At 71.0% G+C, this 24,192-nt stretch carries 18 protein-coding genes, 1 tRNA gene and 1 pseudogene; 13 read left to right on the top strand and 7 right to left on the bottom strand.

Annotation, left to right across the window (positions count from 1 at the left end; genetic code table 11):
• Positions 1-86 precede the first annotated feature (86 nt).
• The 3 genes from Leucomu_RS02035 to Leucomu_RS02045 form a co-directional block, all read right to left on the bottom strand.
• A tRNA-Ser gene (locus Leucomu_RS02035) sits at positions 87-177 on the bottom strand.
• A 48-nt stretch (positions 178-225) separates the two neighbouring features.
• A complete protein-coding gene (locus Leucomu_RS02040) occupies positions 226-1,308 on the bottom strand; it encodes a helix-turn-helix transcriptional regulator (protein ID WP_128387745.1) in 1,083 nt (360 codons plus the stop codon).
• The gene (locus tag Leucomu_RS02045) at positions 1,235-2,710 is read right to left on the bottom strand and encodes a P-loop NTPase family protein (RefSeq protein ID WP_128386185.1); all 1,476 of its coding nucleotides are present in this window, start codon (positions 2,708-2,710) and stop codon (positions 1,235-1,237) included. The genes Leucomu_RS02040 and Leucomu_RS02045 overlap by 74 nt, the downstream gene beginning before the upstream one ends.
• 484 nt (positions 2,711-3,194) lie before the next feature.
• Here Leucomu_RS02045 and Leucomu_RS02050 point away from each other — a divergent pair.
• From Leucomu_RS02050 to mqo, 7 genes and pseudogenes are all read left to right on the top strand, one after another.
• Positions 3,195-4,019 (top strand): annotated as a pseudogene (locus Leucomu_RS02050) (choice-of-anchor G family protein); the annotation flags it as partial.
• A gap of 858 nt (positions 4,020-4,877) precedes the next feature.
• A protein-coding gene (locus tag Leucomu_RS02060; RefSeq protein ID WP_128387728.1) for an IS3 family transposase occupies positions 4,878-6,100 on the top strand; the annotation gives its coding sequence in 2 pieces (ribosomal slippage) (positions 4,878-5,163 and positions 5,163-6,100; 1,224 coding nt in all).
• Between the two features lie 229 nt (positions 6,101-6,329).
• The gene (locus Leucomu_RS15070; RefSeq protein WP_164884471.1) at positions 6,330-6,746 is read left to right on the top strand and encodes a hypothetical protein; all 417 of its coding nucleotides are present in this window, start codon (positions 6,330-6,332) and stop codon (positions 6,744-6,746) included.
• A 122-nt stretch (positions 6,747-6,868) separates the two neighbouring features.
• Positions 6,869-8,929, top strand: a complete 2,061-nt coding sequence (locus Leucomu_RS02070; protein ID WP_128386187.1) for a DUF5819 family protein — start codon at positions 6,869-6,871, stop codon at positions 8,927-8,929.
• Positions 8,930-8,964: 35 nt separating this feature from the next.
• Positions 8,965-10,620: a helicase HerA-like domain-containing protein gene (locus Leucomu_RS02075; protein WP_128386188.1), complete on the top strand. Its 1,656-nt coding sequence runs from the start codon at positions 8,965-8,967 to the stop codon at positions 10,618-10,620.
• 105 nt (positions 10,621-10,725) lie between these two features.
• Entirely contained in the window at positions 10,726-12,048 is a 1,323-nt protein-coding gene (radA, locus tag Leucomu_RS02080; RefSeq protein WP_128386189.1) for a DNA repair protein RadA, read from the top strand.
• A 74-nt stretch (positions 12,049-12,122) separates the two neighbouring features.
• Entirely contained in the window at positions 12,123-13,580 is a 1,458-nt protein-coding gene (gene mqo / locus Leucomu_RS02085) for a malate dehydrogenase (quinone) (RefSeq protein ID WP_017884465.1), read from the top strand.
• Positions 13,581-13,750: 170 nt separating this feature from the next.
• Here mqo and Leucomu_RS02090 read toward each other — a convergent pair whose 3' ends face one another.
• Both Leucomu_RS02090 and Leucomu_RS02095 read right to left on the bottom strand, forming a co-directional pair.
• Positions 13,751-14,515 (bottom strand): HAD-IIB family hydrolase, encoded by a 765-nt coding sequence (locus tag Leucomu_RS02090; protein WP_128386190.1) that lies wholly within the window; start codon positions 14,513-14,515, stop codon positions 13,751-13,753.
• Between the two features lie 92 nt (positions 14,516-14,607).
• Complete coding sequence (locus Leucomu_RS02095) at positions 14,608-15,036, bottom strand: DUF6941 family protein (RefSeq protein ID WP_017884467.1); 429 nt, start codon at positions 15,034-15,036, stop codon at positions 14,608-14,610.
• 134 nt (positions 15,037-15,170) lie between these two features.
• Here Leucomu_RS02095 and argF point away from each other — a divergent pair, with 134 nt between their 5' ends.
• The 4 genes from argF (at position 15,171) to argH (ending at position 18,838) form a co-directional block, all read left to right on the top strand.
• Entirely contained in the window at positions 15,171-16,109 is a 939-nt protein-coding gene (argF, locus tag Leucomu_RS02100; protein ID WP_128386191.1) for an ornithine carbamoyltransferase, read from the top strand.
• A gap of 25 nt (positions 16,110-16,134) precedes the next feature.
• Positions 16,135-17,136 carry a DUF7822 domain-containing protein gene (locus tag Leucomu_RS02105; protein WP_128386192.1) on the top strand — a complete coding sequence of 334 codons (1,002 nt, stop codon included), beginning with the start codon at positions 16,135-16,137 and terminating at the stop codon, positions 17,134-17,136.
• Positions 17,070-17,249 carry a hypothetical protein gene (locus tag Leucomu_RS02110; protein ID WP_128386193.1) on the top strand — a complete coding sequence of 60 codons (180 nt, stop codon included), beginning with the start codon at positions 17,070-17,072 and terminating at the stop codon, positions 17,247-17,249. Before Leucomu_RS02105 ends, Leucomu_RS02110 begins: the two co-directional genes overlap by 67 nt.
• A 152-nt stretch (positions 17,250-17,401) precedes the next feature.
• The gene (gene argH, locus Leucomu_RS02115; RefSeq protein WP_128386194.1) at positions 17,402-18,838 is read left to right on the top strand and encodes an argininosuccinate lyase; all 1,437 of its coding nucleotides are present in this window, start codon (positions 17,402-17,404) and stop codon (positions 18,836-18,838) included.
• Between the two features lie 121 nt (positions 18,839-18,959).
• Here the strand turns inward: argH and Leucomu_RS02120 are convergent, their stop codons facing one another.
• Positions 18,960-20,771: a YncE family protein gene (locus Leucomu_RS02120; RefSeq protein ID WP_017884471.1), complete on the bottom strand. Its 1,812-nt coding sequence runs from the start codon at positions 20,769-20,771 to the stop codon at positions 18,960-18,962.
• 220 nt (positions 20,772-20,991) lie between these two features.
• Between Leucomu_RS02120 and tyrS the strand changes: the two genes are divergently transcribed.
• Complete coding sequence (gene tyrS, locus Leucomu_RS02125) at positions 20,992-22,335, top strand: tyrosine--tRNA ligase (protein ID WP_128386195.1); 1,344 nt, start codon at positions 20,992-20,994, stop codon at positions 22,333-22,335.
• Between the two features lie 137 nt (positions 22,336-22,472).
• On the opposite strand, the gene Leucomu_RS02130 is transcribed toward tyrS, so the two are convergent.
• Positions 22,473-23,054, bottom strand: a complete 582-nt coding sequence (locus Leucomu_RS02130; protein WP_031290116.1) for a helix-turn-helix domain-containing protein — start codon at positions 23,052-23,054, stop codon at positions 22,473-22,475.
• Between the two features lie 141 nt (positions 23,055-23,195).
• Between Leucomu_RS02130 and speB the strand changes: the two genes are divergently transcribed.
• A complete protein-coding gene (gene speB / locus Leucomu_RS02135) occupies positions 23,196-24,143 on the top strand; it encodes an agmatinase (RefSeq protein ID WP_017884474.1) in 948 nt (315 codons plus the stop codon).
• The last annotated feature ends 49 nt before the right edge of the window (positions 24,144-24,192 follow it).

Consider the following 24,192-nt stretch of genomic DNA (forward strand, 5'->3'; position numbering starts at 1 on the left):
GCGCCGCGGCGCACGGCGCTCGCATCCCCGGGCATGACGAAGGCCCCGACTCGACCGGATCTCTCCGGGAGGCGGGGCCTTCGCAGTGGCGGTGACGGTGGGATTTGAACCCACGGTGCGGGGTTACCGCACACGACTTTTCGAGAGTCGCACCTTCGGCCGCTCGGACACGTCACCGCGAAAAAGAATACGGCATCGGTGCGTGCAACGCGAATCGGGGCCGGCTCATCGGGCGTGTTGGCGCCCCGCCGCTCGAGATCCTCCCACCCCGTCGCCCCCGACCTGCACCCAGAGCTTCGCCCGCATCGCCTCGCGGCTCGTGACGCCGAGCTTCGCGCGCGCCTGCGCGAGGTGGGATTCGACGGTGCGCACGCTGCACCGCATGCGCTCGGCGATCTCGCGGTTGCTGAGCCCCTCGGCCGCGAGCTGCGCGGTGGTCGTCTCCCGAGGGGTGAGCCGCTCGCGGGGCACATCCTCGATCGCCCCCGCGTCGAACCACGGCACGCGGCGCTCGGCCGCGGCCTTCAGCGCTGCGAGGCGGGCGTCGGCCGCTGCGACGCTGCCGCTGGCGCGCCGTCGCAGGAAGATGCGCCGGGCCTCCTGCAGCGCGGAGACGGCGGACCCGAGGAAGGCGCCGGCCTCGAGCCTCTCGGCCGCGCGCATGAGAGCGGCGGGATTCTGGGCGCGCAGCGCTTCGAGGTGCCCGCGGAGCGGCTTGCGATGCGGCAGCTCTTCGATCTCCGGCGGATCCTCGCGCTCGGCGGCGCCGGGGCGGGCTCGTGCCGCCGCGGGCTCCGGTTCGGCGAAGGTCTCTGCGCGCACCGACTCGAAGCGCCCCGAGAAGTAGAGCAGCACCTGCGCGCAGTACGAGCGGGTCGACGCGAGCTCCTGATCGCTCGCCGTCGACATCGAGCTGACCTGATCGATGAGCGCGTGCAACCGGTAGGCGACGAAGCGGGGCGCATGAGCGGCGAACCCCGCCCACTCGGCAGCGGATCGCGTGAGGTCTCCGCAGAACAGCGCCGTACGCGCGGCGAAGAGATGCCTCAACCAGATGCGGTGGCGGGATGCCCCGGGCAGCCGGTCGACGAGATCGAGCAGCTTGGGATCGTCGTCGATCTGCGCCGGCGCGAAGAACCTGATGACGCTCTGCGCCACGATCGTCGTCAGCAGCAGGTCGCGCAGCAGTTCGGAGGAGTGGATGGCGACGTGCGCGATGCGCTTCTCGACGGCATCACTGTCGAACTCCCGGTAGCGCACGCCGTTGCACACGGCCTCCAGCGAGAGCAGCTGCTCGGCGAGCAGCATGATCTCGGGAAGCGGGTGGCTGCGGGCGATGCGCAGCAGATCGGGGATGTCGACCGAGAGCGGGTGCGTATCGTTCCACCGGCGGATCACGAGCAGCGCGTCGGTCCACTCCGGGTCCTCGACGATGTCGGGATCCGCCTCGAACGGCAGCCCGGCCTCTGCGGAGAGGCGGGCGCGCAGCGCCAGCTGAGCGATTCTCTCCTCGGGGTCCGTCGGCGGAAGGTCGCAGTTGCCGCGCGGAGGCCGCGCTACGAGGAGCGTCTGCAGTCCGGTGTGCGCGTCGCGCAGCAGCGTCGTGAGCCGGGCGCGTCTCACGGGGCACAGGCCGGGCCCGTGCGTGCCGAGGCGCAGCAGCAGGTCGCGCGCCCGCTCGCCCTCGCCGAAGCAGATGAGAGTCGTCGATGATGCGCTGCAGGAAGCGCGCGTGATGCTCTTCGAGCAGCGGATCGTGTACCGCGGAGCGGTCGTGGCGACTCAGCACGCGCGCGCAGAAGATGGCTTCGCGATCCGGCAGCGGGATGCCGAGGACCTCCTGGGAGAGGAGGTGCATGGCGGTGGTCCGACGGAGCCGGCCGAGCGCGTCGGCGGTCGTGAGGTTGCGCACGGCCGCGGCGTAGAGCTCGGGAACGCCGAACAGCTCGGAGGCCCGCGGGTGCGGCAGCAGGAACCCGCTGTCGAAGAGGCGGGACTGGGTGGAGGAGCCGAAGACGTCGGCGATGCCGCTGCGACTGCGCGGTCCGATCTCCGAGAGCACGATGGCCGCTGCGATCTGCTCGGAGGTGAGCTGCGCCTCCGCGACCCGCACGGGGTGGTGCAGTGCGGCGAGGTGCAGATCGACGGTGCGGGTGCGCGTGATCCGGGGCCGAGGCGTGCTCGAGAGCGACCCGCTGCGGTGCAGCTGCAGCAGGGTGAGGGCCGCGCCGGGCAGCCCCCACGAGAGCTGCTGGATGGCCTCCACCGTCACCGACGAGATCGGCTCCGAACTCGCCCGGTGCACGAGCCTCGCGATCTGGGCGTCGGTGAAGGGCTCCAGGCGCACGGATCGCGTGCGCTCGAGTTTCGGCTGCACTTCGGGGAACAGCTCGTAGAGACGGCGCATGCGCTCGCCGTAGCCGGTGTCGATGTGCGCCTCGGTGACGGTGGCGACGACCTTGCCCCCGTCCGCGATGTGCCGAGCCATCGCCTGCAGCACCTCGTAGGAGGCGAGCTCGTAGTCGTCGAAGAGGGCCAGCGCCCCGGGCGGCATCTGCTCGATGCGCTGCAGCCCGTCCTGAGACGAACCGCTCACGAGCACGTGAGGCGCATCTCGACCGGTGAGCAGGGCCGAGAGCGAGCGCAGCAGGTAGGTCTTGCCGCTGCCGTGAGGACCGGTCACGAGGATCGGCTCCGCAGTGCTGTCCAAGTGGCCGAGGAGCGCCTGCGGAAGTCGCTCGCCGTGCTTCGTTACCCCCTGCATGAGCATTCCCCTCTTGCTCGTCCAGACAGTTCCTCGCGGAGTTGCTACCTGATCTCTTGCACCACACTAGATGGCTTCTGCGGGTCCCCCTGCTCAGCTTTACAGGGCGTAGTCGTTCTGTTATGCATCCCCGTCGGGTTTCATCGGGGAACCCGCACCCGCTTCTCAGTACCGGCGGCACCCCGTCTGGGTAGTCGCTCGCGGGGGTGTGCGGGGTGCTGACTTCCGTGGACCGGCCGGTCCTTTGCTGAAAGCCTCAAGCCGGGTGCACTCGGCTTCGCACACCGCCGTGCGGAGGGATGCGCATCCCCAACACCCGCATCGAGACGACTGGGGAGTTCTCTTGAAAACAACATCTGAAACACGGAGGGCGAGACGACGCAGAGTCGATCTTCGGCCGCTGGCCGTGGGCACGGCCGCAGCCGTGGGCATGGCGTTCGCGGGCATCGCCGCACCGGCCGCCACGGCGGCGCCGGGAGACACGTCGGCAGCGACGGGCACGTTCCTGAGCGGCTCGATCCTGACCTATCTCGACGCGGACGTCGTCGCCGACCTCGCCGGTGCCGCCGCTGCCAACGACGGCACCGTCGCACCGTCGGTCACCGACGCGAACACCCTCGACCTGACGGCGCTCTCGGCCCTCAACGTCACGATCCCAGGCGGCGTGCAACTGCCGCTGGACTTCGCGAGCGCCGGGGTCGTCGGCCAGTACGCGAGCGCGCTGCCCAACGGGTCCTCCGTTGGGGCCTCGGGCCTCGTCAGCGAATCCGGCGCGATCGGCACCGGCGTGGAACCCGCGCCGGGCGTGGCGCCGGGCCCACTGCACATCAACCTCGGCAACGCGGTGAACGCTCTCGCGGGCGAGACCACCGCGGATCTGATCGACGAGCTCGCCTCGCTCGACCTCACCGTCGGCGCGGTGAGCGCGAACGCCTCGCAGGCGGCTCCATCCGCAGCGGTCGGCGACTACGAGATCGCGGGAGCACGGCTCGTGATCGGCAGCGAGACCGTGGCCGGCCTCTCGACCGCCGTCGAGGGTGAGCTCGCCTCGGCTCAGACCCTGCTGAACGGGGTGCAGGCGCAGCTGAACTCAGGTGTGCTCGGGCTGCTCGGCACGCTCAGCGGTGTGGGCCTGCTGGAAGCCGACATCACCGTGAACGCGGACGGCGTCTTCGACGCCGCCTCTGGGCTCGTCACCGGTGAACTCACCGATCCGGCCTATCCCGGTGTGACGATCAACCTCGGTACGGGTGAGATCATCGTGGATCTCGAGCAGATCATCGATCTGAACAACCTCTCGCCGGGAACGAACGTGCTCTCGGGCGACACCCTCGAGCTCGTCGAGGCTCGAGTGCTCGCGCTGATCAACGGGCTCCTGGCCGACGTGACCGAGAGCGCGACGACCGCGCTGCGCTCGCTCGCGGTGACCGGCCACGCCGGGATCCCCGCGGTGGTCGTCGGCGGAATCGAGGTCACACCGGCCATCGACCTGCTCACGATCGACACGACCGTCGGCAGCCTGCTCGACGGCGACACCGGCGGCATCGCACTCCTCGGCCTCGGGCTCGGCCTCCCGGGCGGCCTCGCAGCCGTGGTGAGCGCGCTCACCTCGCCGCTGCAGAGCACGGTCACCCAGGTGACGGGTCTCACAGCCGCCGTGCTCGAACCCGTGAACTCGGTGCTGAGCCCGGCGCTGACCGACCTGCTGCCCCTGGTCGCCACCCTGCAGGCCAACGTGCAGGAGACTCCCGCGACCGGCGTCTTCTCGGAGACCGCTCTGCGCCTGACCGTGCTGCCGGGCGTGAGCGCGGTCACGGTGGACCTGGCCAATGCCACGGTGGGGCCGAATGCGACCGCGGCCGCCGAAGTCGCCATCACTTCGCCCGCCGACGGCGCCGACTTCCCGGTCGCCGACGCGGCCGAGACGACGGCCGTCGTCGTGACCGGCACCGGTGAGCCGGGCCTCGGCGTCACGGTCTCCCTCCCCGGGCAGACGGCGCAGACCGCGACCGTGAGCCCCGAGGGCACCTGGACCGTGACCTTCGCCGCGGTGCCCGTCGGAGCTGAATTGGCCTGGTTTGAGTTCCGATCTTTATACAAGGATGGAACTACGATGCCAAGCAAATATGACCCTGAACTTCGCCAGCGCGCACTTCGGATGCTCGCCGAAGCCCGTCCCGAGCACGAGTCGCTGACCGCGGCCTGCCGACACGTCGGTGGGCTCCTCGGAGTGAGCCCGGAGACGCTGCGCGTGTGGCAGCGCCGCTACGACATCGATACCGGCGCGAAGCCTGGCACCTCGATCGATATGGCCCAGGAGAACCGGCGGTTACGCCGCGAGGTGAGCGAGCTCCGTAAGGCCAACGAGGTACTCAAAGCCGCGAGCGTGTTTTTCGCGAAGGAACTCGACCGGCCACGAACGAAATGATCAGATTCATCGACGAGTACCGTGATCGTTTCGGGGTCGAGTTCCTCTGTCGTACGCTGCGTGCGGCAGTTCGTGGGTTCCTCACCTCCCGCGGATACCGGGCCGCGAAAGCCCGGTCGGCCTCAGCCAGGCAGCTGCGCGACGAGTTGCTCCTCCCTGAGATCCGGCGGCTCCACGCGAAGCACTATGGCGTGTACGGGCGCCGGAAGATGCATGCCCTGCTGAAGCGTGAGGGGTGGAAGATCGGCCGCGACCAGACCGAGCGTCTGATGCGGCTCGCCGGCGTGCGCGGGGTACGGAAATCAAAGCGCGTGTTCACCACACGCCCTAACAAAACGGCGGCACTGCCTGCCGATCTCGTCAACCGGAGATTCGCCGCTGACGGGCCGCGCAAGCTCTGGGTGTGCGACGTGACCTACGTCGCCACCTGGTCTGGGTTCGCCTATGTCGCGTTCGTCACTGACGTGTACTCGCGCAGAATCGTGGGCTGGAATGTCGCTGCGACGCTGAAATCTGAGGTTCTGCCGATGCAGGCACTCGATATGGCTGCGTGGCAATCGGGCGGCAGGCTCGATGGCCTGATCCATCACGCCGATCACGGGTCGAATTACACCGCCATGGTCTATACGGATCGCATTGCGGAACTCGGAGCAGTGCCCTCGACCGGGACGGTCGGCGACAGTTTTGACAATGCCATGGCTGAGGCGGTCAACAACCTCTACAAGACCGAACTGATCCGACAGCAGGGCCCCTGGCGGACGGTTGAGCAGGTCGAACTCGCGACCCTCGAATACGTGTGGTGGTGGAACCATGAGCGCCTTCACGGGGAGCTCGATATGCGTACCCCGATCGAGGTCGAGCAGGCCTACTATGCTGAGGCCGAGGAACTTCTGTCACCGACAGGTTGACAGGAAAACCGGTCGGAACTCAAACCAGGCCAATTCACCGGGTGCGGACCCCGGTGCAGATCCTGGTGCCGACCCGGGAGCCGATCCTGGCACCGATCCGGGTGCGGACCCGGGTACGGATCCTGGTGCTGATCCCGGCGCTGATCCGGGAGCGGATCCCGGTAGCGATCCGGGAAGCGACCCCGGCGAGCCGACCGCTTCGCTGACCGCCAGCCCCACCACGGTTCACGTGGGTGGCGCCGTCAGCCTCACCGGCACGGGCTTCCTGGCCGGCGAGAACGTGATCGTGACGCTGCCCGACGGCTCGAAGCGCACGGTGGCGACCGACGCATCCGGTGGCTTCACTACCGCGTGGGTCGTTCCCGCGGGCTTCGCTCCGGGCCTCGCCTCCTTCGGGGCGCTGGGCGACACGAGCGGTCGCACCGCGAACGCGAGCGCCACGGTGCTGGCGCAAGCGGGGCCGGGAGGCGGGACGCCCGGCACGCCGGGTGCGAGCGGCGCGCGGCCCTCCGCGGGCGGGGCGAAGCTCTCCACGACGGGCTCGGATCTCGCCGCACTCGCTCCGGCCGGTGCGCTGCTGCTGCTCGCGGGAGCCGGGGTGATCCTCGCCTCGCGGCGCAGGCGGGCGGACGTGACCCGCTGCTGAGGCGCCCGGGACGGGACGCGGCGGCCCCGGAGTTCGTTCCGGGGCCGCCGCGGCCCTCACGGCCGTGAGACGGGGCGGTCAGCCGCTCCCGTCTTCAGATCAACCGGGGGAACGGGGTCGACATGGTCATCGAAGTCGAACAGGCCGAGGCGGGCCGGGCCGCCGCGAGCCGCGCACCCTCCGACGGCGGGCGCCGTGCGGGCTCGCGAGACGCCCGTGGCGGGGGCGCCGCTCGCGATGCGGGCGGTGGCCGGGCGACCCCCCGCGCCGCCAGGATCGCCGCGGGTGCGACCGCGGTGCTGCTCGCGGTGCACATGCTCGCGACGGCGATCTTCAACGCCCCCGCCCCGGAGGTGCGCGGCAGCAGCGCGTGGCAGCTGGCCAACGGCTACGTGCAGCCGTACCTCGTGCAGGACTACAAGATCTTCGCGCCCGAGCCCATCGACTCCGACCGGCAGTTCTGGGTGCGCGCATGGGTGGAGACCCCCGGCGGCGAACGCATCACCTCGGAGTGGGTGAACGCGACCGAGGTCGAACTCGCCGCCGACTCTCGCAAAGTGCTTCGGAAACAGCTCTCGATCGTCGGAGCCGAGCGGTTGATGGCCGCGTATCGCGGTCTCACCGATGCGCAGCGGGCCGCTGCGGCCGAGAACCACCTCGAGGGATCGGAGCTCTATGCGCTTCGAGACGCGATGATCGCAGCCGACGGATCGAATCCCGGCGCGGTCGACGCCTTCATCCGGGCGGGCAACTTCACGACGTCGTACGCGACGCAGGTGTCGCGCGCCCTCTGGGGGGGGGGGGGATCAGGGCGAGATCATCGCCGTGCAGACGAGGGCGGTCTACAGCCCCGTGATCCGCTGGGACGATCGCCGCGATCCCGCAGCCGAGCGACCGGCCTCCTCGTACACCGACCTCGGCTGGACGCCCACGCTGGAGTGGGCCGGGCAGGATCGCGAGGCCTTCGCCCGCAGCTTCCGGGCCTGGGCGGAGACCGCCGGGGTCACGACCCGCCTCGAACCGCCCGGCTCGGCGAACGCCGACTCGGACGCGAACGCCGACTCGGGCACCGACGGACAGGAGGCCGCACGATGAGCGCATCGCAGCGGAACGCCGCGTTCTCTCCGGCGGCGCGCCCCCGCGGGATCGCACCCCGGGTGGCCGACCGCTTCCTGCACTGGCTGCTCGACGAGCGCCGGTCGACCTACGGCCTCGCGCTCATGCGCATCGGCATGGGCGGCATGACGGTCGTCATCCTGGCGATGTACCTGCCGAACTTCTCCTACACCTTCGGCGAGGGATCCCGGTGGGGCGAGGCGCTGTTCCGCACCTCGTCCGTGAACGACTTCCTCTGGCCGATCTCGGCGCTCTTCTCCCGCGACGACCCCGACGGGGTGCGACTCGCGAAGACGCTGCTGCTGATGGCGGTCGCGGCGGCGTACCTGCTCGGGTGGCGGATGCGCATCACGGGCCCGGTGTTCGTCGCCATGTGGCTGGGGTTCACGACGCTCAACCCGGTCGTGTTCAACACCGGGCACTACCAGACCTTCCGAGTGTTCCTGCTGTTCCTGCTGCTCGCCGACACCTCGCGGCGGTGGTCGCTCGACGCCCGGCGGCGCGCGCGGCAGGGCGAGGATCCGGCGCTCGGCTGGGGACGGTGGCGGCTGCCCTCGTGGGTGCCGGTGCTGGCGAACAACGCCGCGGTGCTGCTGATCGGATACCAGCTGTGCGTGATCTACGTCAGCAGCGCCCTCTGGAAGCTGCAGGGCAGCACCTGGGTGTCGGGCGTCGCGTCCTACTACCCGCTGCAGGTCGAGGAGCTCACGCTCTTCTCCGGCCTCAACCACCTGGCGTGGCAGATCACGCCGCTCGTGTTCGCGACCACCTGGCTGAGCGTCTACGGGCAGCTGCTGTTCCCAGTGATGCTGCTGACCCGGCCGACCCGCGTCATCGGTCTGATCCTCGTGACCGGCATGCACGCCTCGATCGCGGTGCTGCTCGCCCTGCCGTGGTTCTCGCTCGTCATGATCCTCGGCGACATGATCTTCATCAGGGACGACACCTGGCGCAGAGCCCTCCGCCGGGTCGGGGGCCGCCGCCCGCGAGCCCTGACGCGCACGGTGCGCGCCCCGCGATCCCTTCCGGCCGCCGCCCGCGCGCCGCATCGCTCGGCTACTCTGTGAGACGACGGGAGTGTCACACCGCGAGGAGCGAGCGCATGGGCGAACCACTGACCGAGGAGCAGATCGAGACGGTGCGTGCGGGCTACCCCGCCGCGGCGGACGGCGGCCCCACCATGCTCGAGCTCGGGGCGCTCGTGAACGGCGAGCCGCGCGCCGACGTGCAGATCACCATCCCGCTCGGCATGCTGAACCGGCACGGCCTCATCGCGGGGGCGACCGGCACGGGCAAGACCCGCACGCTGCAGGTGCTCGCCGAGCAGGTCGCCGCCCACGGCGTGCCCGTCTTCGCGGCCGACATCAAGGGCGACCTGTCGGGCATCGCCGTCGCCGGAGAGCCGAACGAGAAGCTGCTCGCCCGCACCGAGGGCATCGGGCAGGCCTGGCAGCCGCGCGCCTCGCAGACCGAGTTCTTCACGCTCGGCGGCATGGGGATCGGCGTGCCGATCCGCACCACCATCGAGAAGTTCGGCCCGGTGATGCTCTCGAAGGTGCTGGGGCTCAACCCGACCCAGGAGTCGAGCCTCGGGCTCATCTTCTACTACGCCCGCGAGGAGGGCCTGCCGCTCGTCGGGCTCGACGACCTGCAGGCGCTGCTCGCGTACCTCACGAGCGACGACGGCAAGGCCGAGATCGCGCGGATCGGCGGCCTCTCGAAGCAGACCGTCGGCGTGATCCAGCGGAGCGTCATCGCCTTCGCCGCCGAGGGCGCCGATGTTTTCTTCGGCGAGCCCGCCTTCGACCCCGCCGACCTGCTGCGCACGATCGTCGACGGCGAGGGGATCGAGCGCGGCGTCGTGAACCTGCTCGAGGTGCCCGGGGTGCAGGATCGGCCGGTGCTCTTCTCGACCTTCCTGATGTTCCTGCTGTCGGAGCTCTTCGAGACGCTGCCCGAGGTGGGCGACCGGGACAAGCCGAAGCTGGTGTTCTTCTTCGACGAGGCGCACCTGCTCTTCGCCGACGCCTCGAAAGCGTTCCTGCAGCAGATCACCCAGACCGTGCGGCTGATCCGCTCGAAGGGGGTGGGCGTGTTCTTCGTGACGCAGACCCCCAAGGACGTGCCGGGCGACGTGCTCGCTCAGCTCGGCTCGCGGGTGCAGCACGCGCTGCGCGCCCACACTCCCGACGACGCGAAGGCGCTGAAGGCGACCGTCTCGACCTATCCGAGCTCGGGCTACGACCTCGCCGAAGCGCTGCAGTCGCTCGGCACTGGCGAAGCCGTCGTCACGGTGCTGGGGGAGAAGGGATCGCCCACCCCGGTCGCGTGGACCCGGCTGCGCGCGCCGCAGGGATCGATGGATCCCGCCCCCGCGGTGACGGTGCAGGCGGCCGTTCTCGTGTCCGAGCTGCAGCCGAAGTACGGCGAGGCGGTGGACGAGCGCTCGGCGGCGGAGATGCTCGAGGAGCGCGCGACCGAGGCCGAGGCCGCGAGGGCCGAGGAGGAGGCGCGGATCGCGGCAGAGAAGGAGGCGGCCGCCGCCGCGAAGGAGGTGGAGAAGGCCGCCGCGGCCGCAGAGCGGAAGGCCGAGCGCGAAGCCGCGGCGATCCAGCGCAAGCTCGAGCAGGAGGAGGCGCGGCGGGATCGGGAGCGGGCCGCGGCCGCGAAGAAGACCGCGGATCGGGTCGGTTCGGTGGTCACATCGGGTGTGCGCACCGTGGTGAACCAGGTGCTGCGCAACCTTTTCAAGAGGTAGGCGGCGCGTCGGCGCCCGGCTCTCACGGGCGGCCGCGCTCCGGTTGCCCGGCGTGCGGTGCGGCCCGGAACCGGAAATGTCCGAGGCTGCCGCTAGGCTCGCCGCATGGCGAGAACGAGCAGCGCGTACGCGTGCACCGAGTGCGGTTGGCAGACCTCGAAGTGGGTCGGCCGCTGCGGCGAGTGCCAGCAGTGGGGCACGGTCGAGGAGCGCGCAGCGGCGGGCGCCTCGCTCGCGCGCACCACGCGTGCGGTCGCGCCGGGGCTCGGGCGCGAGGCCCGGCCCATCACCGAGCTCACGGGCGAATCGGTGCGGCACCGCCAGACGGGCATCGGCGAGCTGGATCGTGTGCTCGGCGGCGGGGTCGTGCCCGGCGCGGCGATCCTGTTCTCGGGTGAGCCGGGGGTGGGCAAGTCGACGCTGCTGCTCGACGCCGCTGCGCGCGCGGCCTCCTCGGGCGCGCGCGTGCTCTACGCGAGCGGTGAGGAGTCGACGGGGCAGATCCGCATGCGCGCCGAGCGCACGGGCGCGCTGCACGACACGCTGTTCCTCGCGGCCGAGACCGACCTCGCGACCGTGCTCGGCCACATCGAGGCCGTCGATCCGGCGCTCGTGATCGTCGACTCGGTGCAGACCCTCGCGAGCGGCGAGGTCGACGGGGCGGCGGGCGGCCCGGCGCAGGTGCGCGAGGTCGCCGGCGCGCTCATCCGGGCCGCCAAGGGCCGGGGCACGCCGGTGATCCTGGTCGGGCACGTCACGAAAGACGGCTCGGTGGCCGGGCCCCGGCTGCTCGAGCACCTGGTCGACGTGGTCTGCCACTTCGAAGGCGACCGGCAGACGTCCCTGCGGTTCCTGCGCACGCTCAAGAACCGCTTCGGCCCCACCGACGAGGTGGGCTGCTTCGAGATGCAGGATCGCGGCATCGCCGAGGTGCCCGACCCCAGCGGTCTGTTCCTCAGCCGGGCGGCGGCGCCCGTGAGCGGCACCTGCGCGACCGTCGCCATGGAGGGCCGGCGGGCGCTGCCCGTCGAGGTGCAGGCGCTCGTCGCCAAGAGCGCGACGCCCAATCCGCGACGGGTCACGAGCGGCGTCGATCCCTCTCGAGTGGCGATGATCCTGGCCGTGCTCGAGCGGCGCGTGGGCGCCCGTCTGCACGACCAAGACGTGTACGTGTCGACCGTCGGCGGTGTGAAGCTCGCCGAGCCGGCCGCCGACCTCGCCATCGCGCTTGCGGTGCTCTCGGCCATCACCGACCGTCCGCTGCCCCACGACCTCGCGGCCTTCGGCGAGATCAGCCTGGCGGGCGAGGTGCGGCCCGTCGTGGGCGGCGCGCAGCGCGCGATCGAGGCGGCGAGGCTCGGGTACACGAGGGTGGTCGACGCGACCGCCGAGACGCTTCAGAGCGCCCGCAAGCACGCGGGTCTGTAGCCTCCCGCGGGAGGGTAGACTGAACGACCGTGAGTAAGAACACGGTAGACGTCGTCCTCGTCGGCGGTGGTGTGATGAGCGCCACCCTGGGCACTCTGATCAAGCAGGTGCAGCCCGACTGGTCGATCGAGATCTTCGAGTCCCGCTCCCAGGTGGCGACCGAGAGCAGCAACGCCTGGAACAACGCGGGCACCGGCCACGCCGCGCTCTGCGAGCTCAACTACATGCCCGAGGGCAAAGACGGCTCGCTGTCGGCCGCGAAGGCGATCGACATCAACGAGCAGTTCCAGCTCTCCCGCCAGTGGTGGTCGTCGCTCGTCAAGAAGGGTGTGCTCGGCGAGCCCTCGTCGTTCATCAACGCCACCCCGCACATGACCTTCGTGCGCGGCGAGGCGAACGTCGACTACCTCCGCCGCCGCTACGAACTGCTGAAGGGCGAACCCCTGTTCGCCGACATGGAGTTCAGCGACGATCCCGCTCAGATCGCCGAGTGGACGCCGCTGCTCGTCGACCGTCGCGCGAAGGACGAGGTCTTCGCCGCCACCCGCTCCGAGAGCGGCACCGACGTCGACTTCGGGGCGGTCACCCGCCAGCTCATCGACCACCTCGTCGCCGAGGGCGCGGGCCTGCACCTCGAGCAGCGCGTCACCAAGCTGCGCCGCCAGGCTGACGGCACCTGGAACGTGCACGTCGAGAACCTCGCCGGCCACGCCCGCACGATCGTGAACGCCAAGTTCGTGTTCGTCGGAGCGGGCGGCGGCGCGCTGCCGCTGCTGCAGACCTCGGGCATCCCCGAGATCAAGGGCTTCGGCGGCTTCCCGATCAGCGGCAAGTTCCTCAAGTGCGACAACCCCGAGATCGTGAAGCAGCACCGCGCGAAGGTGTACGGCAAGGCCGCGGTGGGCGCACCGCCCATGTCGGTTCCGCACCTCGACACCCGCGTCGTCGACGGCAAGGAGAGCCTCCTCTTCGGCCCGTACGCCGGCTTCAGCCCCAACTTCCTGAAGAAGGGCTCGTGGTGGGACCTGCCCGGGTCGGTGCGCGCGCACAACCTCGGCCCCATGGTGAAGGTCGGCCTCACCGAGTTCTCGCTCGAGAAGTACCTCGTCGGCGAGGTGCTCGCGAGCCGCGAGAAGCAGATGGCCGCGCTGCGCGAGTACATGCCCACGGCGCGCACCGAAGACTGGCAGATGATCACCGCCGGCCAGCGCGTGCAGGTGATGAAGAAGGATCCGCAGAAGGGCGGCATCCTGCAGTTCGGCACCGAGGTCATCACGGGCGCCGAGGGCTCGATCGCAGGTCTGCTCGGCGCCTCGCCCGGCGCCTCGACGGCGGTGCACGCCATGGTCGGCGTGCTGCAGCGCTGCTTCCCTGAGCAGTACGACAGCCGCTGGAAGATCGTGTTCAAGCAGCAGATCCCCGCCCTGGGCGAAGGCGTCAACGGCAACGCGGCCGCCGCCGCGGCGACGCTCGCCGAGACCGCCGAGGTACTCGGTCTGGTGCCGGCCGCTCAGCCGGCCGTGGCAGCCTGAGCCGCGATCCGCAACCGCCGGGAGGGCGTCCGAGAGGGCGCCCTCTTCGCGTCTCCGGGGTGCGCCGTGCCGCGGGTAGCGGCGCTCCGCGGACCCCGTGAGCGCCAGAGCCTGCACGTCGTGCTGAGCGCGCGGCTCAGTCTGCCGGCAGAGCGGCAGAGCCGCGCGGCTCAGTCGGCGAGCAGCGCCTCCAGGAAGGCGGCGGTGTCCTCCCAGCCCTCGACCTCCTGGCAGGCGACGCCGAGGGCCTTCACCGGGTAGTCGTTGCCGTCGGGGTCGAGCCGGTCGCCCACGAACAGCATCGCGTCGAGCGGGATCCCGGTGTGCGCCTCGAGCTTGCGCATGCCGTACGCCTTGTCGATGCCCTGACGTGTGATGTCGACCGAGGTCGAGCCGCCGCTGCGTACCTCGAGGTGCGGCAGACGGTCGGCCACGGCGGCGCGCAGCGCGTTCTTCTTCGCTCCGTCCGGATCCCACGCCTGCTTCACCTCGACGGGCGCGCGCTGGCCGAGGGCCGAGAACGTGACCTGCGATCCGCGATCCTCGAGGATCTCGCCCCAGGGCTCGGCCTCCCACAGCCCGAGGCGCTCGGCCTCCTCGCGCAGCGCCGCGAGCGCGGCGTCGCGCTCCTCAGGGGTGAGGTTCTCGCGGTACACGGTGACCCAGCGGCCGCCCTCGCGCCGCTCGTAGCGCGTGCCGCAGGTGGGCAGCAGGTGCAGACGCTCGAGCGCGGCCTCGTCGACGCCCTCGAAGGAGTCGAGGCGATCCACCAGCTGGGCCTCGAACTGCTCGAAGTTGCCGCCCGAGATCACGGCGACCGTGGTGCGCCCGAGCAGCCGGGCGAACACGGCGAGCATGCGGGGATCGACCGGGGATTTCGAGGGGGCGAGGGTGTCGTCGAGGTCGAAGGCGATGAGACGGGGCAGCGCGGTCATGTCTCAATCCTTCCATGAGGGGACGGGGTGCCGATCCGCCCTCGCGCCGGCCCACGCCCGGCCGCGCCCCGCGAGGGTGAGTGCCGGCGGGGCTAGAGCGACGACTCGTCGAGCGGCGGCATGGCGGTCGCGTTCGCGTAGAAGCGCACGTCGACCCGTTCGAGGCCGGTGCCCTCGAAGACGATGCGGTAGCTGCCCGGCATCGGCACCTGCGCCTCGGTCAGCGGGAAGACCATCGGGATGTAGCCCGAGGCGTCGTTGCCGCCGCCGAGGCTGAACGTGCCTTCGAGGCCGAAGACCTCGGCGCCGCCCACCGCGGGCTCGCAGCGGGCGCGGAACGAGCGCTCCGGATCGCCTCGGCGGGCCTCGCTCTCGTCGTACTCGACCACGATCACGAGCGTGGCGCCCAGCGGGGCCGGGTAGCTCTCGCGGTTGATCGTGTTGATGAACCCGGACAGCACGCTCAACGTGCCCTCGCGCACGTTCGCCGCGTCCGCCAGAAAAGCCGCAGCCACTCGCATCACTGCCTCCTCGAGGTCGTGCGCTCCACTCTGCCACGCTCCGCTGGGTGCGCGCCCGGCCGTCGTGCGGGGGATCGGGCTCGCGCACCGGTTCGGCGCCGATCCCGGGTCCGGTCAGCGACTAGGCTGGACGCGTGACCAGACACTTCCTGCGAGACGACGACCTCACGCCCGCCGAGCAGCGGGAGGTGCTCGAACTGGCCGAGCGCCTGAAGCGAAATCCCTATGCGGAGCGCCCGCTCGAGGGCCCGCAGTCGGTGGCCGTCTTCTTCGACAAGACGTCGACCCGCACGCGCTTCAGCTTCGCGGCCGGCATCGCCGAGCTGGGCGGCAGCCCCATCGTGGTGAATCCGGGCGAGGCGCAGCTCGGCGCGAAGGAGACGATCTCGGATACGGCGAGGGTGCTCTCGCGCATGGTCTCGATGATCGTGTGGCGCACCTTCGCGCACGCGGGGCTCGAGGAGATGGCGGCGAACGCCACTGTTCCGGTGATCAACTCCCTCTCCGACGACTTCCACCCCTGCCAGATCCTCGCCGACCTGCAGACCATCCGCGAGCACCGCGCAGCCCGCAAGGGCGGCGAGCTCTCGGGCCTCACCGCCACCTACGTGGGCGACGCCGCGAACAACATGGGGCACTCGTACCTGCTCGGTTTCGCGACCGCGGGCATGCACATCAGGGTCGCGGGTCCCGACGGCTACCACCCGCGCGAGGACATCGTGGCGGATGCGAAGCGGATCGCCGCCGAGACGGGCGGCAGCGTCACGATCCTCACCGACCCGGTCGAGGCGGTGCGCGGCGCCGACGCGGTCATCACCGACACCTGGGTCTCGATGGGGCAGGAGGGCGAGAAGGCCGAGCGCGTCGCGACCTTCGGCGCCTACCGGGTCACGCCCGAGCTGATGGGGCACGCCGCCGACGATGCGATCTTCCTGCACTGCCTGCCCGCCTACCGGGAGTACGAGGTGGCCCCCGACGTGATCGACGGCCCGCAGAGCGTGGTGTGGGACGAGGCCGAGAACCGGGTGCACGCGCAGAAGGCGCTCATGGCCTGGCTGCTGCAGCAGGGCTGAGCCGAAAGAACGAGGGGCAACGGGCATGGCGAACAGGAGTTATCTCTACACGGTCGATCGGATCCCCGACGGCTCGGGGGCGCCCCTGAGCCTCCGGGCCGTCTCTGAGTGGAACTGGGATGTTCCGCTGCTGCACGAGATCCTGCTCGCCGGATCGCCCCGACTCTGCCCCTCCACGATCTGGGCCGCGCCGGCGCAGGCGATCGCGGGGGAGTTCGAGGCCGGCGTCGCGAACCTGGAGCGGGTCTTCGCGCGGCTGCCCCGCACTCCCGAGGTGGAGCGCGGCATCGCCGAGGCCCGTGCGTTCCTCTCCGACCCCGCGACGCGCGGCGCCTACTTCCTGCTCGAGCCCGCAGAGGTCCACGCGCTCTCCGACAGCGCCGAGGAGGCGCAGCAGGAGCTCGACGGGCTCGTGCACGGCCTGCGCGATCCTCAGGCCGTGATCGACTTCGCGGCCGGATACGACCTCGACAAGATCGACGAGGTCACGGGTCGCGGCGCGTGGGCGCGCACGGTGTACTACGAGCCGGGCGGCGCGGCCTCGGATCCCGCCGCGAGTCAGGCGCCCGCGCCGCAGCAGAACGGCGCGCAGGATCAGGCGCCCGCGCCGAGCGGTGCGGCACCGGCCGCGCAGCCGGCGCCGGCTGCCGAGCAGCCGTCGTTCGCCCCGCCGCAGTACCGGCAGCCGGCCGCCGCGGCGGGCCCGGGCGCCCCAGCGCAGCCCGCGACTCCCTATTCCTTCCAGCCGCGTCCCGCGATGGGCGGCGTCGCCTGGGGTCTCGGTTTCCTCGCGTACATCCCGATCCCGTTCGCCTCCGTGCTCATCGCCGGTGTCGTGATGATGATCAGCGGACTCTCGATGCGCAGCCGGGGGCCGCTCGCCGCTGCGAACGGCCGCAACGCGGCGAACTGGGGCTCACGCTCATCGTGCTCACGGTGGTGCTCGTGGGAGCCACCATCGTGTGGGGTGTCAGCGCGGGCGGCGGTGAGGGCAGCGGCTTCTTCCCGTTCGGGATCCCGCTGCTGATCTGGGTCGGCGTCTCGGTGGCCCACGTCGTGTTCGTCATCATGGGCCTCGTGCGCGCGGGGAAGGGGCAGGTCTTCCGGGCGCCGGCGATCCCGTTCTTCGGTCGTTCCTGAGCCCTCGGGCGAGGTGCGCATCGACGGGTGCGCACGCCACCAGTGCGCTGCGCCGCACCGCCGGGGCGGGGGCGGCTTCGGGGCTCGCAGCGGCACGGCCGGCGGATCCCTCGCGAGCAAGCCGGCGCCGACCCGAACGGTAAGCTGGACGGGTGACTGAGCGCATCGAGAACGAAGACACTGGCAATCGCGCGGCCGAGGCCGGGGCCCTCTGGGGTGGACGGTTCGCGAGCGGCCCGTCGCCCGCGCTCGCCGCGCTCTCGAAGTCCACGCAGTTCGACTGGGTGCTCGCGCAGTACGACATCCGGGGATCGAAGGCTCACGCCACCGCCCTCGCGGCAGCCGGCTACCTCAGCGACGACGAGCTGCGCGACATGCGCGCGGCGCTCGACGAGCTCTCGGCCCGCGTCGCCGACGGTCGCGCAGTGCCGGCCGCCGACGACGAAGACGTGCACTCCGCGCTCGAGCGGCTGCTCATCGAGATCACGGGTGTGCAGCTCGGGGGCAAGCTCCGCGCGGGCCGCAGCCGCAACGACCAGATCGCCACGCTCGTTCGCCTCTACCTGCTCGACCACGCGGCCGTCATCAAGGCCCAGCTGCTCGACCTGCTCGACGCCGTCGCTGAGCAGGCGGGCAAGCATCCCGACGCGATCCTGCCCGGCCGCACCCACCTGCAGCACGCGCAGCCGGTGCTGCTCGCCCACCAGCTCGCCGCCCACGCCTGGCCCGTCGTGCGCGACCTCGAGCGCCTGCGCGACTGGGCTCAGCGCGCCGGCGCGTCGCCGTACGGGGGCGGAGCGCTCGCCGGATCCTCGCTCGGCCTCGACCCCCGGCTCGTCGCGCGAGAGCTCGGCCTCGGCGATCCGCTCGAGAACTCCATCGACGGCACCGCGGCCCGCGACGTCGTCGCCGAGTTCGCCTTCATCTGCGCCCAGATCGGCATCGACCTCTCGCGCCTCAGCGAGGAGATCATCATCTGGAACACCAAGGAGTTCGGCTTCGTGCGGCTGCACGACGGCTACTCGACCGGATCCAGCATCATGCCGCAGAAGAAGAACCCCGACATCGCCGAGCTCGCGCGCGGCAAGTCGGGCCGCCTGATCGGCAACCTCACGGGCCTGCTCGCGACGCTCAAGGGCCTGCCGCTCGCCTACAACCGCGACCTGCAAGAGGACAAAGAGCCGGTCTTCGACTCCGTGCAGCAACTCGAGGTGCTGCTGCCCGCCTTCACCGGCATGGTCGCGACGATGAGCTTTGACACCGAGCGCATGGCCGAGCTCGCGCCCCAGGGCTTCTCGCTCGCCACCGACGTCGCCGAGTGGCTGGTGAAGCAGGGCGTGATCTTCCGCGACGCGCACGAGATCTCGGGCGAGCTGGTGCGCTACTGCGAAGAACGCGGGATCGAGCTGCACGAGCCGAGCGACGACGAGCTGGCCTCGGTCTCGCCGCACCTCACGCCCGGCGTGCGCGAGGTGCTGACCATCGAGGGTTCGGTGAACTCGCGCACGGGCGCCGGCGGCACCGCGCGGGTGCGCGTCGAGGAGCAGCTGGCCCGCCTGAACGAGCGCATCGCGGAGTTCCGCGGCTAGGGGCGGCTGCGGGGGTCTTCCTCCGCGGCGGGCGCCCTGCTCCGCAGCCGGATCGGCCGCCGTCGAACGACGAAGCCCCCGCAGACACGGTCTGCGGGGGCTTCGTGCGTTTCGGAGTGGATCAGGCGCGGCGGCGCAGGCGCGCGGCGGTGACGGCCGCGGCTCCGACGGCGAGCAGGATCGCCGCGGCCCAGAGGGGCTGGCCGCGGTCGGCATCGGAACCGGTGCTCGCGAGGCGGTTCCCGTCGGCGGCCGTGTTCGATCCGCCGCCGTTCGGCGCGGGCGGGGTCGGCTTCGGTGCCGGGGCGGCCGCGAGCGTGATCTGACGCACGGCCGCCGCGGGGGCGCCCTGGGCGGTGAAGCCCGAGGCGACGAGGTGGTGGGCGCCGGGCTCGATGCCGCTCGCGGGGATCGTCACCTGGAAGGTGGCGGTGCCGTCGGCGCCGACCTGGCCCGAGCCGAGCAGCACGGGGGAGGAGTGCAGCGAGACGTCGACGAAGGAGGCGGGTGCGAATCCCGTGGCCACCACGTCGACCTTCTGGCCGAACAGTGCGGAGGCGGGCTGGGACCCGGCGAAGGCGATGGTGGCGCCGCCCGTGGGCATCGGAACCGACGCCGGGGCCGCGGGGGCCGTGATCGTGACCGCCTGCGACGGCTGCGACGGCGTGGACCCGGTGTCGGTGGTCGCGGTCACGACGAACTGCACGGGGCCGACGGGCAGGCCGGTGATGATGCAGAACGTGGCGGTCGTGACGCAGAGCGCCTGGTCGCTGCCGGCCGCGGTGACGGTGTAGGTGGGGGAGCCAGTCGCCGAGGCGCCCCAGAGCACCGCGGCCTGACGGGCGCCGGGTGTGGCCCGCACGTTCGTGGCGGGATCCGGGGCGGGGGCGACGTGCTCGAGCACCGAGATCACGCTGTCCCACGTGTTCGTGACGTAGATGCGGGTGCCGTCGGGGGAGATCGCGGTGTCCCAGAGGCCGGCGGACAGCGCGACGGTGTCGGTGACGTCGAGGCTCGCGGGATCGATGACGAAGACGTCGCCCAGCAGGTCGGCGGCGACGATCTCACCCGTCACGGGATTCACCGAGAGCGAGGCCGAGGGGAACATGCCGTCGAGGCTCCGCGAGTCGGTGAGGGTGAAGGTCGCGGTGTCGATCGAGAAGAGCGCACCCGCGTCGTCGAGCACGTAGAGCGCGGAGCCGTCGGGGGAGATCGCGATGTCGGCCGGGGAGGAGCCGGGTAGATCGAGCATCGTCGAGGCGTTCTCGCAGCCGCAGATGTCTCCCCACTCCACGGCGTCGAGAGCGATGGCGGTGACCGACTCCTCGATCAGGTTGGCCGTGTAGACGATCGGCAACGAGGGGTGAGCGGCGATCGCCATGCTGAAGTTGCTCAGGCCCGCCCAGCGCTCGAGGGCGCCGGTGAGCGGGTTCCGTTCGGAGAGTTGGAGGCCGCCATCGACGCTGAACACGGTGCCGGTGTGCTGCGAGTAGGTCATGGCATCGACCCCGGGCCCGGCCTCCGAAGCGATGGTCCAGGTGCCCGGCGTCAGCGAGTAGACGTCGTTGGTGCCTGCGGCGAGCACGCGGTAGCCGTCGGGCGCGGGCACGGTGAGGATGGGCTCGCCCCACCCGTCGACTGCGCGGTCGACGCCCGCCTGGGTCGCGACGTCGATGACGTTGACGACGTCGCCATCCTCGTAGTTCACGAACAGGTGATCGTTGCCGGGCGAGACGGCGACATCACGCGGATTGAGGTGCGACGTGGTGAAGGTCTCGCTGGCCTGCCACCCCGACTGGGGGCCGGGATCGGGCTCCGCGAGTGCTGCGGCCGGCCAGGCGAACGATGCGGCGACCGCTGCGAGGGCCGTGGCGATCGCGGCCGAACGCTGCGCGCGGCGGGTGCGGGCGGGGGTGACGCGGGTGTCGCGCATGATCCTCCTCGTTCGAGTGCTCGACTGCTCAGGTTAGCCAGCGCCTGTGACCCGGTCCACGGCACTGGGCGTTTTCTCCTAGGGGAGGCGGCTGCCGCCGTTCTGTGCGCGGCATCGGCGCAGCGCCGAGCCCGTGGGGCCACCCCGCTCGCGCGATCGCGGCGGCGCGCGACCCGGCTCGGGGGAGCGCCGGCGCCGGCGCGGCGCGTGTCGCGGTACGATGTCAGGCGTGTCTGTAGCAGAAGAACGAGCCGAGATCCTGGCCGCCCAGCGCAACGACGACAGCTTCGCCACCCTGTGGGACGAACTGCAGTGGCGCGGGCTGGTGCACGTGTCGACCGACCCCGAGGCGCTGTCCGAGCTGCTCGAGGGTGAGTCGTTCACCTATTACTGCGGGTTCGACCCGACGGCGCCGAGCCTGCACCTCGGCAACCTCGTCCAGCTGCTGCTGCTGCGTCGACTGCAGCTCAAGGGCCACAAGCCGCTCGGCCTCGTCGGCGGTTCCACCGGACTGATCGGTGATCCGCGCCCCACCGCCGAGCGCACCCTCAACAGCCGCGAGACCGTGGCCGAGTGGGTCACGCGCCTGCAGGGGCAGGTGACGCGGTTCCTCGCGAGCGACGGCGAGAACGCGGTGCGCCTCGTCAACAACCTCGACTGGACGGCCCCGCTGAGCGCGATCGACTTCCTGCGCGAGGTGGGCAAGCACTTCCGCGTCGGCACCATGCTGAAGAAGGACGCGGTCGCCGCGCGCCTCAACTCCGACGAGGGCATCAGCTACACCGAGTTCAGCTACCAGGTGCTGCAGGGCTTCGACTTCCTCGAGCTGTTCCGCCAGTACGACTGCGTGCTGCAGTCGGGCGGCAGCGACCAGTGGGGCAACCTGACGAGCGGCACCGACCTGATCCGCAAGGTCGAGGGGCGCTCGGCGCACGCCGTCGGCACCCCGCTGATCACGAACGCCGACGGCACGAAGTTCGGCAAGAGCGAGGGCAACGCCATCTGGCTCGACCCCGAGATGTGCTCGCCCTACACCTTCTACCAGTTCTGGCTCAACCAGGCCGACGCCGACGTGATCGACCGCCTCAAGGTGTTCACCTTCCTGTCGCGCGCCGAGATCGAGGACTACGAGCGCCAGGTCGCCGAGGAGCCCTTCAAGCGCGCCGCGCAGAAGCGGCTCGCGCTCGAGGTGACCACGCTGGTGCACGGCGCCGCCGCGGCGCAGGGCGCCATCGACGCCTCTGAGGCGCTGTTCGGCCGCGGTGACCTCGCGGCGCTCGACGAGTCGACGCTGCGGGGCGCGGTGTCCGAGCTGCCGCAGGTCGTGCTTCCCCCCACTGCCAAGTTTATTGCTAGGCCCATCACGCAGCTGATGGTCGAGGCCGGGCTCGTGAAGAGCGCGGGCGAGGCTCGCCGCGCGATCGCGCAGGGCGGCGTCTACGTGAACAACGCCGCGGTCGAGAGCGAGGATCGCGCCCTCGAGGCGGCCGACCTGCTGCACGGGCGGTTCGCGGTGCTGCGCCGCGGCAAGAAGACCCTCGCGGGCGTCGTCGCGGCGGGCTGAGCCGGTCTCGGGGCGTGCTCAGTGAGTCTGCCTCTATTTTTCGAGCCGGCCTGCAATTCGCGCGAATTGCAGGCCGACTCGAACGAAGCGGGCCGACTCGATAGCGGCTCGCCGCCGAGCGGACCGGCGGGGATCGCCTAGGCCGATCCGCTCCACGCGGCGGGCACCAGCACCCACACCACCTCGGCTCCCGCGTCGGCGGTGCGCCAGGTGTGCGGGGTACGCCCGGGGAAAGTGAGGGTGTCGCCGGCTTCGAGCACGTCCTCGCGCCCGGCGAACTCGACGATCACGGCGCCCGAGACCACGTGCAGCGACTCCACGGCGCAGTTGACGGTGTAGAGCTCGTCGCCCCCGTTCGCGTGGGGCTCGAGGGAGGATCGCAGCAGCTGCACGCGCTCCTCGGTGCGGGGCGTGATGAGGCGCTCGTCGGCGCCGCTGCCGCCCATGTTGATGCGCGGGGCGTCGGCGAGGGCGACGCGCTGCACGTCGGGCGCTTCGAACAGGTTGCCGACGGGCAGCGACAGCGCCTGGCAGATCTGCACGAGCGTGGGCACGCTGGGCATGGTGTCGTCGCGCTCGATGCGGCTGAGGAAGCCCTTGGTGAGGCCGGTCGCGTTCGCGAGCTGCTCCAGGGTCATCGACTGGGCGCGGCGGGTGGATCGCAGCTGCGCTCCGATGCGCACGGGCGTCTCGTCTGCGGTGGGGTGTACCGGTCTCATGGTGTGCCGCCCTTCTGCGAGTGGCCGATCCCGCCCCGTGGTCTCGTTGACTGCGTGGGAGGAACCGGCCTATAGTGAGTGCGAGTTCACTGATAGAACCCTCATGTTTACTATAAGACAACTTTGAAAGGAAGTGGGAACGTGACCGAACACACGCCTCAGGGCCCGGTCGACGCGAGCCTCACCCCGCGCTACGCCGGGATCGCGACCTTCGCCAAGCTGCCCCGCATCGAGGACGTGCCCGCCGCCGACATCGCCGTCGTGGGCGTTCCCTTCGACACGGGGGTGAGCTTCCGCCCGGGCGCGCGCTTCGGCCCCTCGCACGTGCGCGAGGCCTCCCGCCTGCTGCGCCCCTACAACCCTGCGCAGGACATCTCGCCCTTCGCCCGCAAGCAGGTCGTCGACGCCGGCGACATCGTGGCCAACCCCTTCAGCCTCGACGAGGCGGTGCGCCAGGTCGAGGAGGCCGCCACCGAGCTCGGCGAGCAGGTCGACAAGATCGTCACCATCGGAGGAGACCACACCATCGCCCTGCCGCTGCTGCGCGCCATCAACAAGAAGCACGGCCCCGTCGCGGTGCTGCACTTCGACGCCCACCTCGACACCTGGGACACCTACTTCGGCGCGCCCACCACGCACGGCACCCCGTTCCGCCGCGCATCGGAGGAGGGCCTCATCGACCTGACCGCCTCGATGCACGGCGGCACCCGCGGCCCGCTCTACGGCAAGGGCGACCTCGAAGACGACGTGAAGCTCGGCTTCCAGATCGTCACGAGCGAGTTCATCGAGGAGCACGGGATCCCCGCGGCCCTCGAGAAGATCCGTGAGCGCGTGGGCGACAAGCCCCTCTACATCTCGATCGACATCGACGTGCTGGATCCCGCGCACGCCCCGGGCACCGGCACGCCCGAGGCCGGGGGTCTCACCAGCCGCGAGATGCTCCGCCTCATCCGCGGCCTCGCCGATCTGCAGATCGTCGGCGCCGACGTCGTCGAGGTCGCACCGGCCTACGACCACGCCCAGATCACCGCGGTCGCCGCGAGCCACGTCGTGTACGAGCTCGTGAGCGCGATGGCCGGCCGCGACTGATCCTCTCCGCCGGTCGCGCGGCGGATCCGATCCCGCACAGTGGCTCTCG

Origin of the sequence: Leucobacter muris, from assembly GCF_004028235.1 — a bacterium.
In the GTDB taxonomy this organism is placed as follows: Bacteria; Actinomycetota; Actinomycetes; order Actinomycetales; family Microbacteriaceae; genus Leucobacter; species Leucobacter muris.

Excerpts from the sequence above, each read along its gene's own strand:
- Leucomu_RS02040 (WP_128387745.1), bottom strand. The coding sequence starts at position 1,308 with ATGCTGCTCGCCGAGCAGCTGCTCTCGCTGGAGGCCGTGTGCAACGGC.
- Leucomu_RS02070 (WP_128386187.1), top strand. The coding sequence starts at position 6,869 with ATGGTCATCGAAGTCGAACAGGCCGAGGCGGGCCGGGCCGCCGCGAGC.
- Leucomu_RS02075 (WP_128386188.1), top strand. The coding sequence starts at position 8,965 with ATGGGCGAACCACTGACCGAGGAGCAGATCGAGACGGTGCGTGCGGGC.
- radA (WP_128386189.1), top strand. The coding sequence starts at position 10,726 with ATGGCGAGAACGAGCAGCGCGTACGCGTGCACCGAGTGCGGTTGGCAG.
- mqo (WP_017884465.1), top strand. The coding sequence starts at position 12,123 with ATGAGCGCCACCCTGGGCACTCTGATCAAGCAGGTGCAGCCCGACTGG.
- Leucomu_RS02090 (WP_128386190.1), bottom strand. The coding sequence starts at position 14,515 with ATGACCGCGCTGCCCCGTCTCATCGCCTTCGACCTCGACGACACCCTC.
- Leucomu_RS02095 (WP_017884467.1), bottom strand. The coding sequence starts at position 15,036 with ATGCGAGTGGCTGCGGCTTTTCTGGCGGACGCGGCGAACGTGCGCGAG.
- Leucomu_RS02105 (WP_128386192.1), top strand. The coding sequence starts at position 16,135 with ATGGCGAACAGGAGTTATCTCTACACGGTCGATCGGATCCCCGACGGC.
- Leucomu_RS02120 (WP_017884471.1), bottom strand. The coding sequence starts at position 20,771 with ATGCGCGACACCCGCGTCACCCCCGCCCGCACCCGCCGCGCGCAGCGT.
- tyrS (WP_128386195.1), top strand. The coding sequence starts at position 20,992 with ATGTCAGGCGTGTCTGTAGCAGAAGAACGAGCCGAGATCCTGGCCGCC.
- Leucomu_RS02130 (WP_031290116.1), bottom strand. The coding sequence starts at position 23,054 with ATGAGACCGGTACACCCCACCGCAGACGAGACGCCCGTGCGCATCGGA.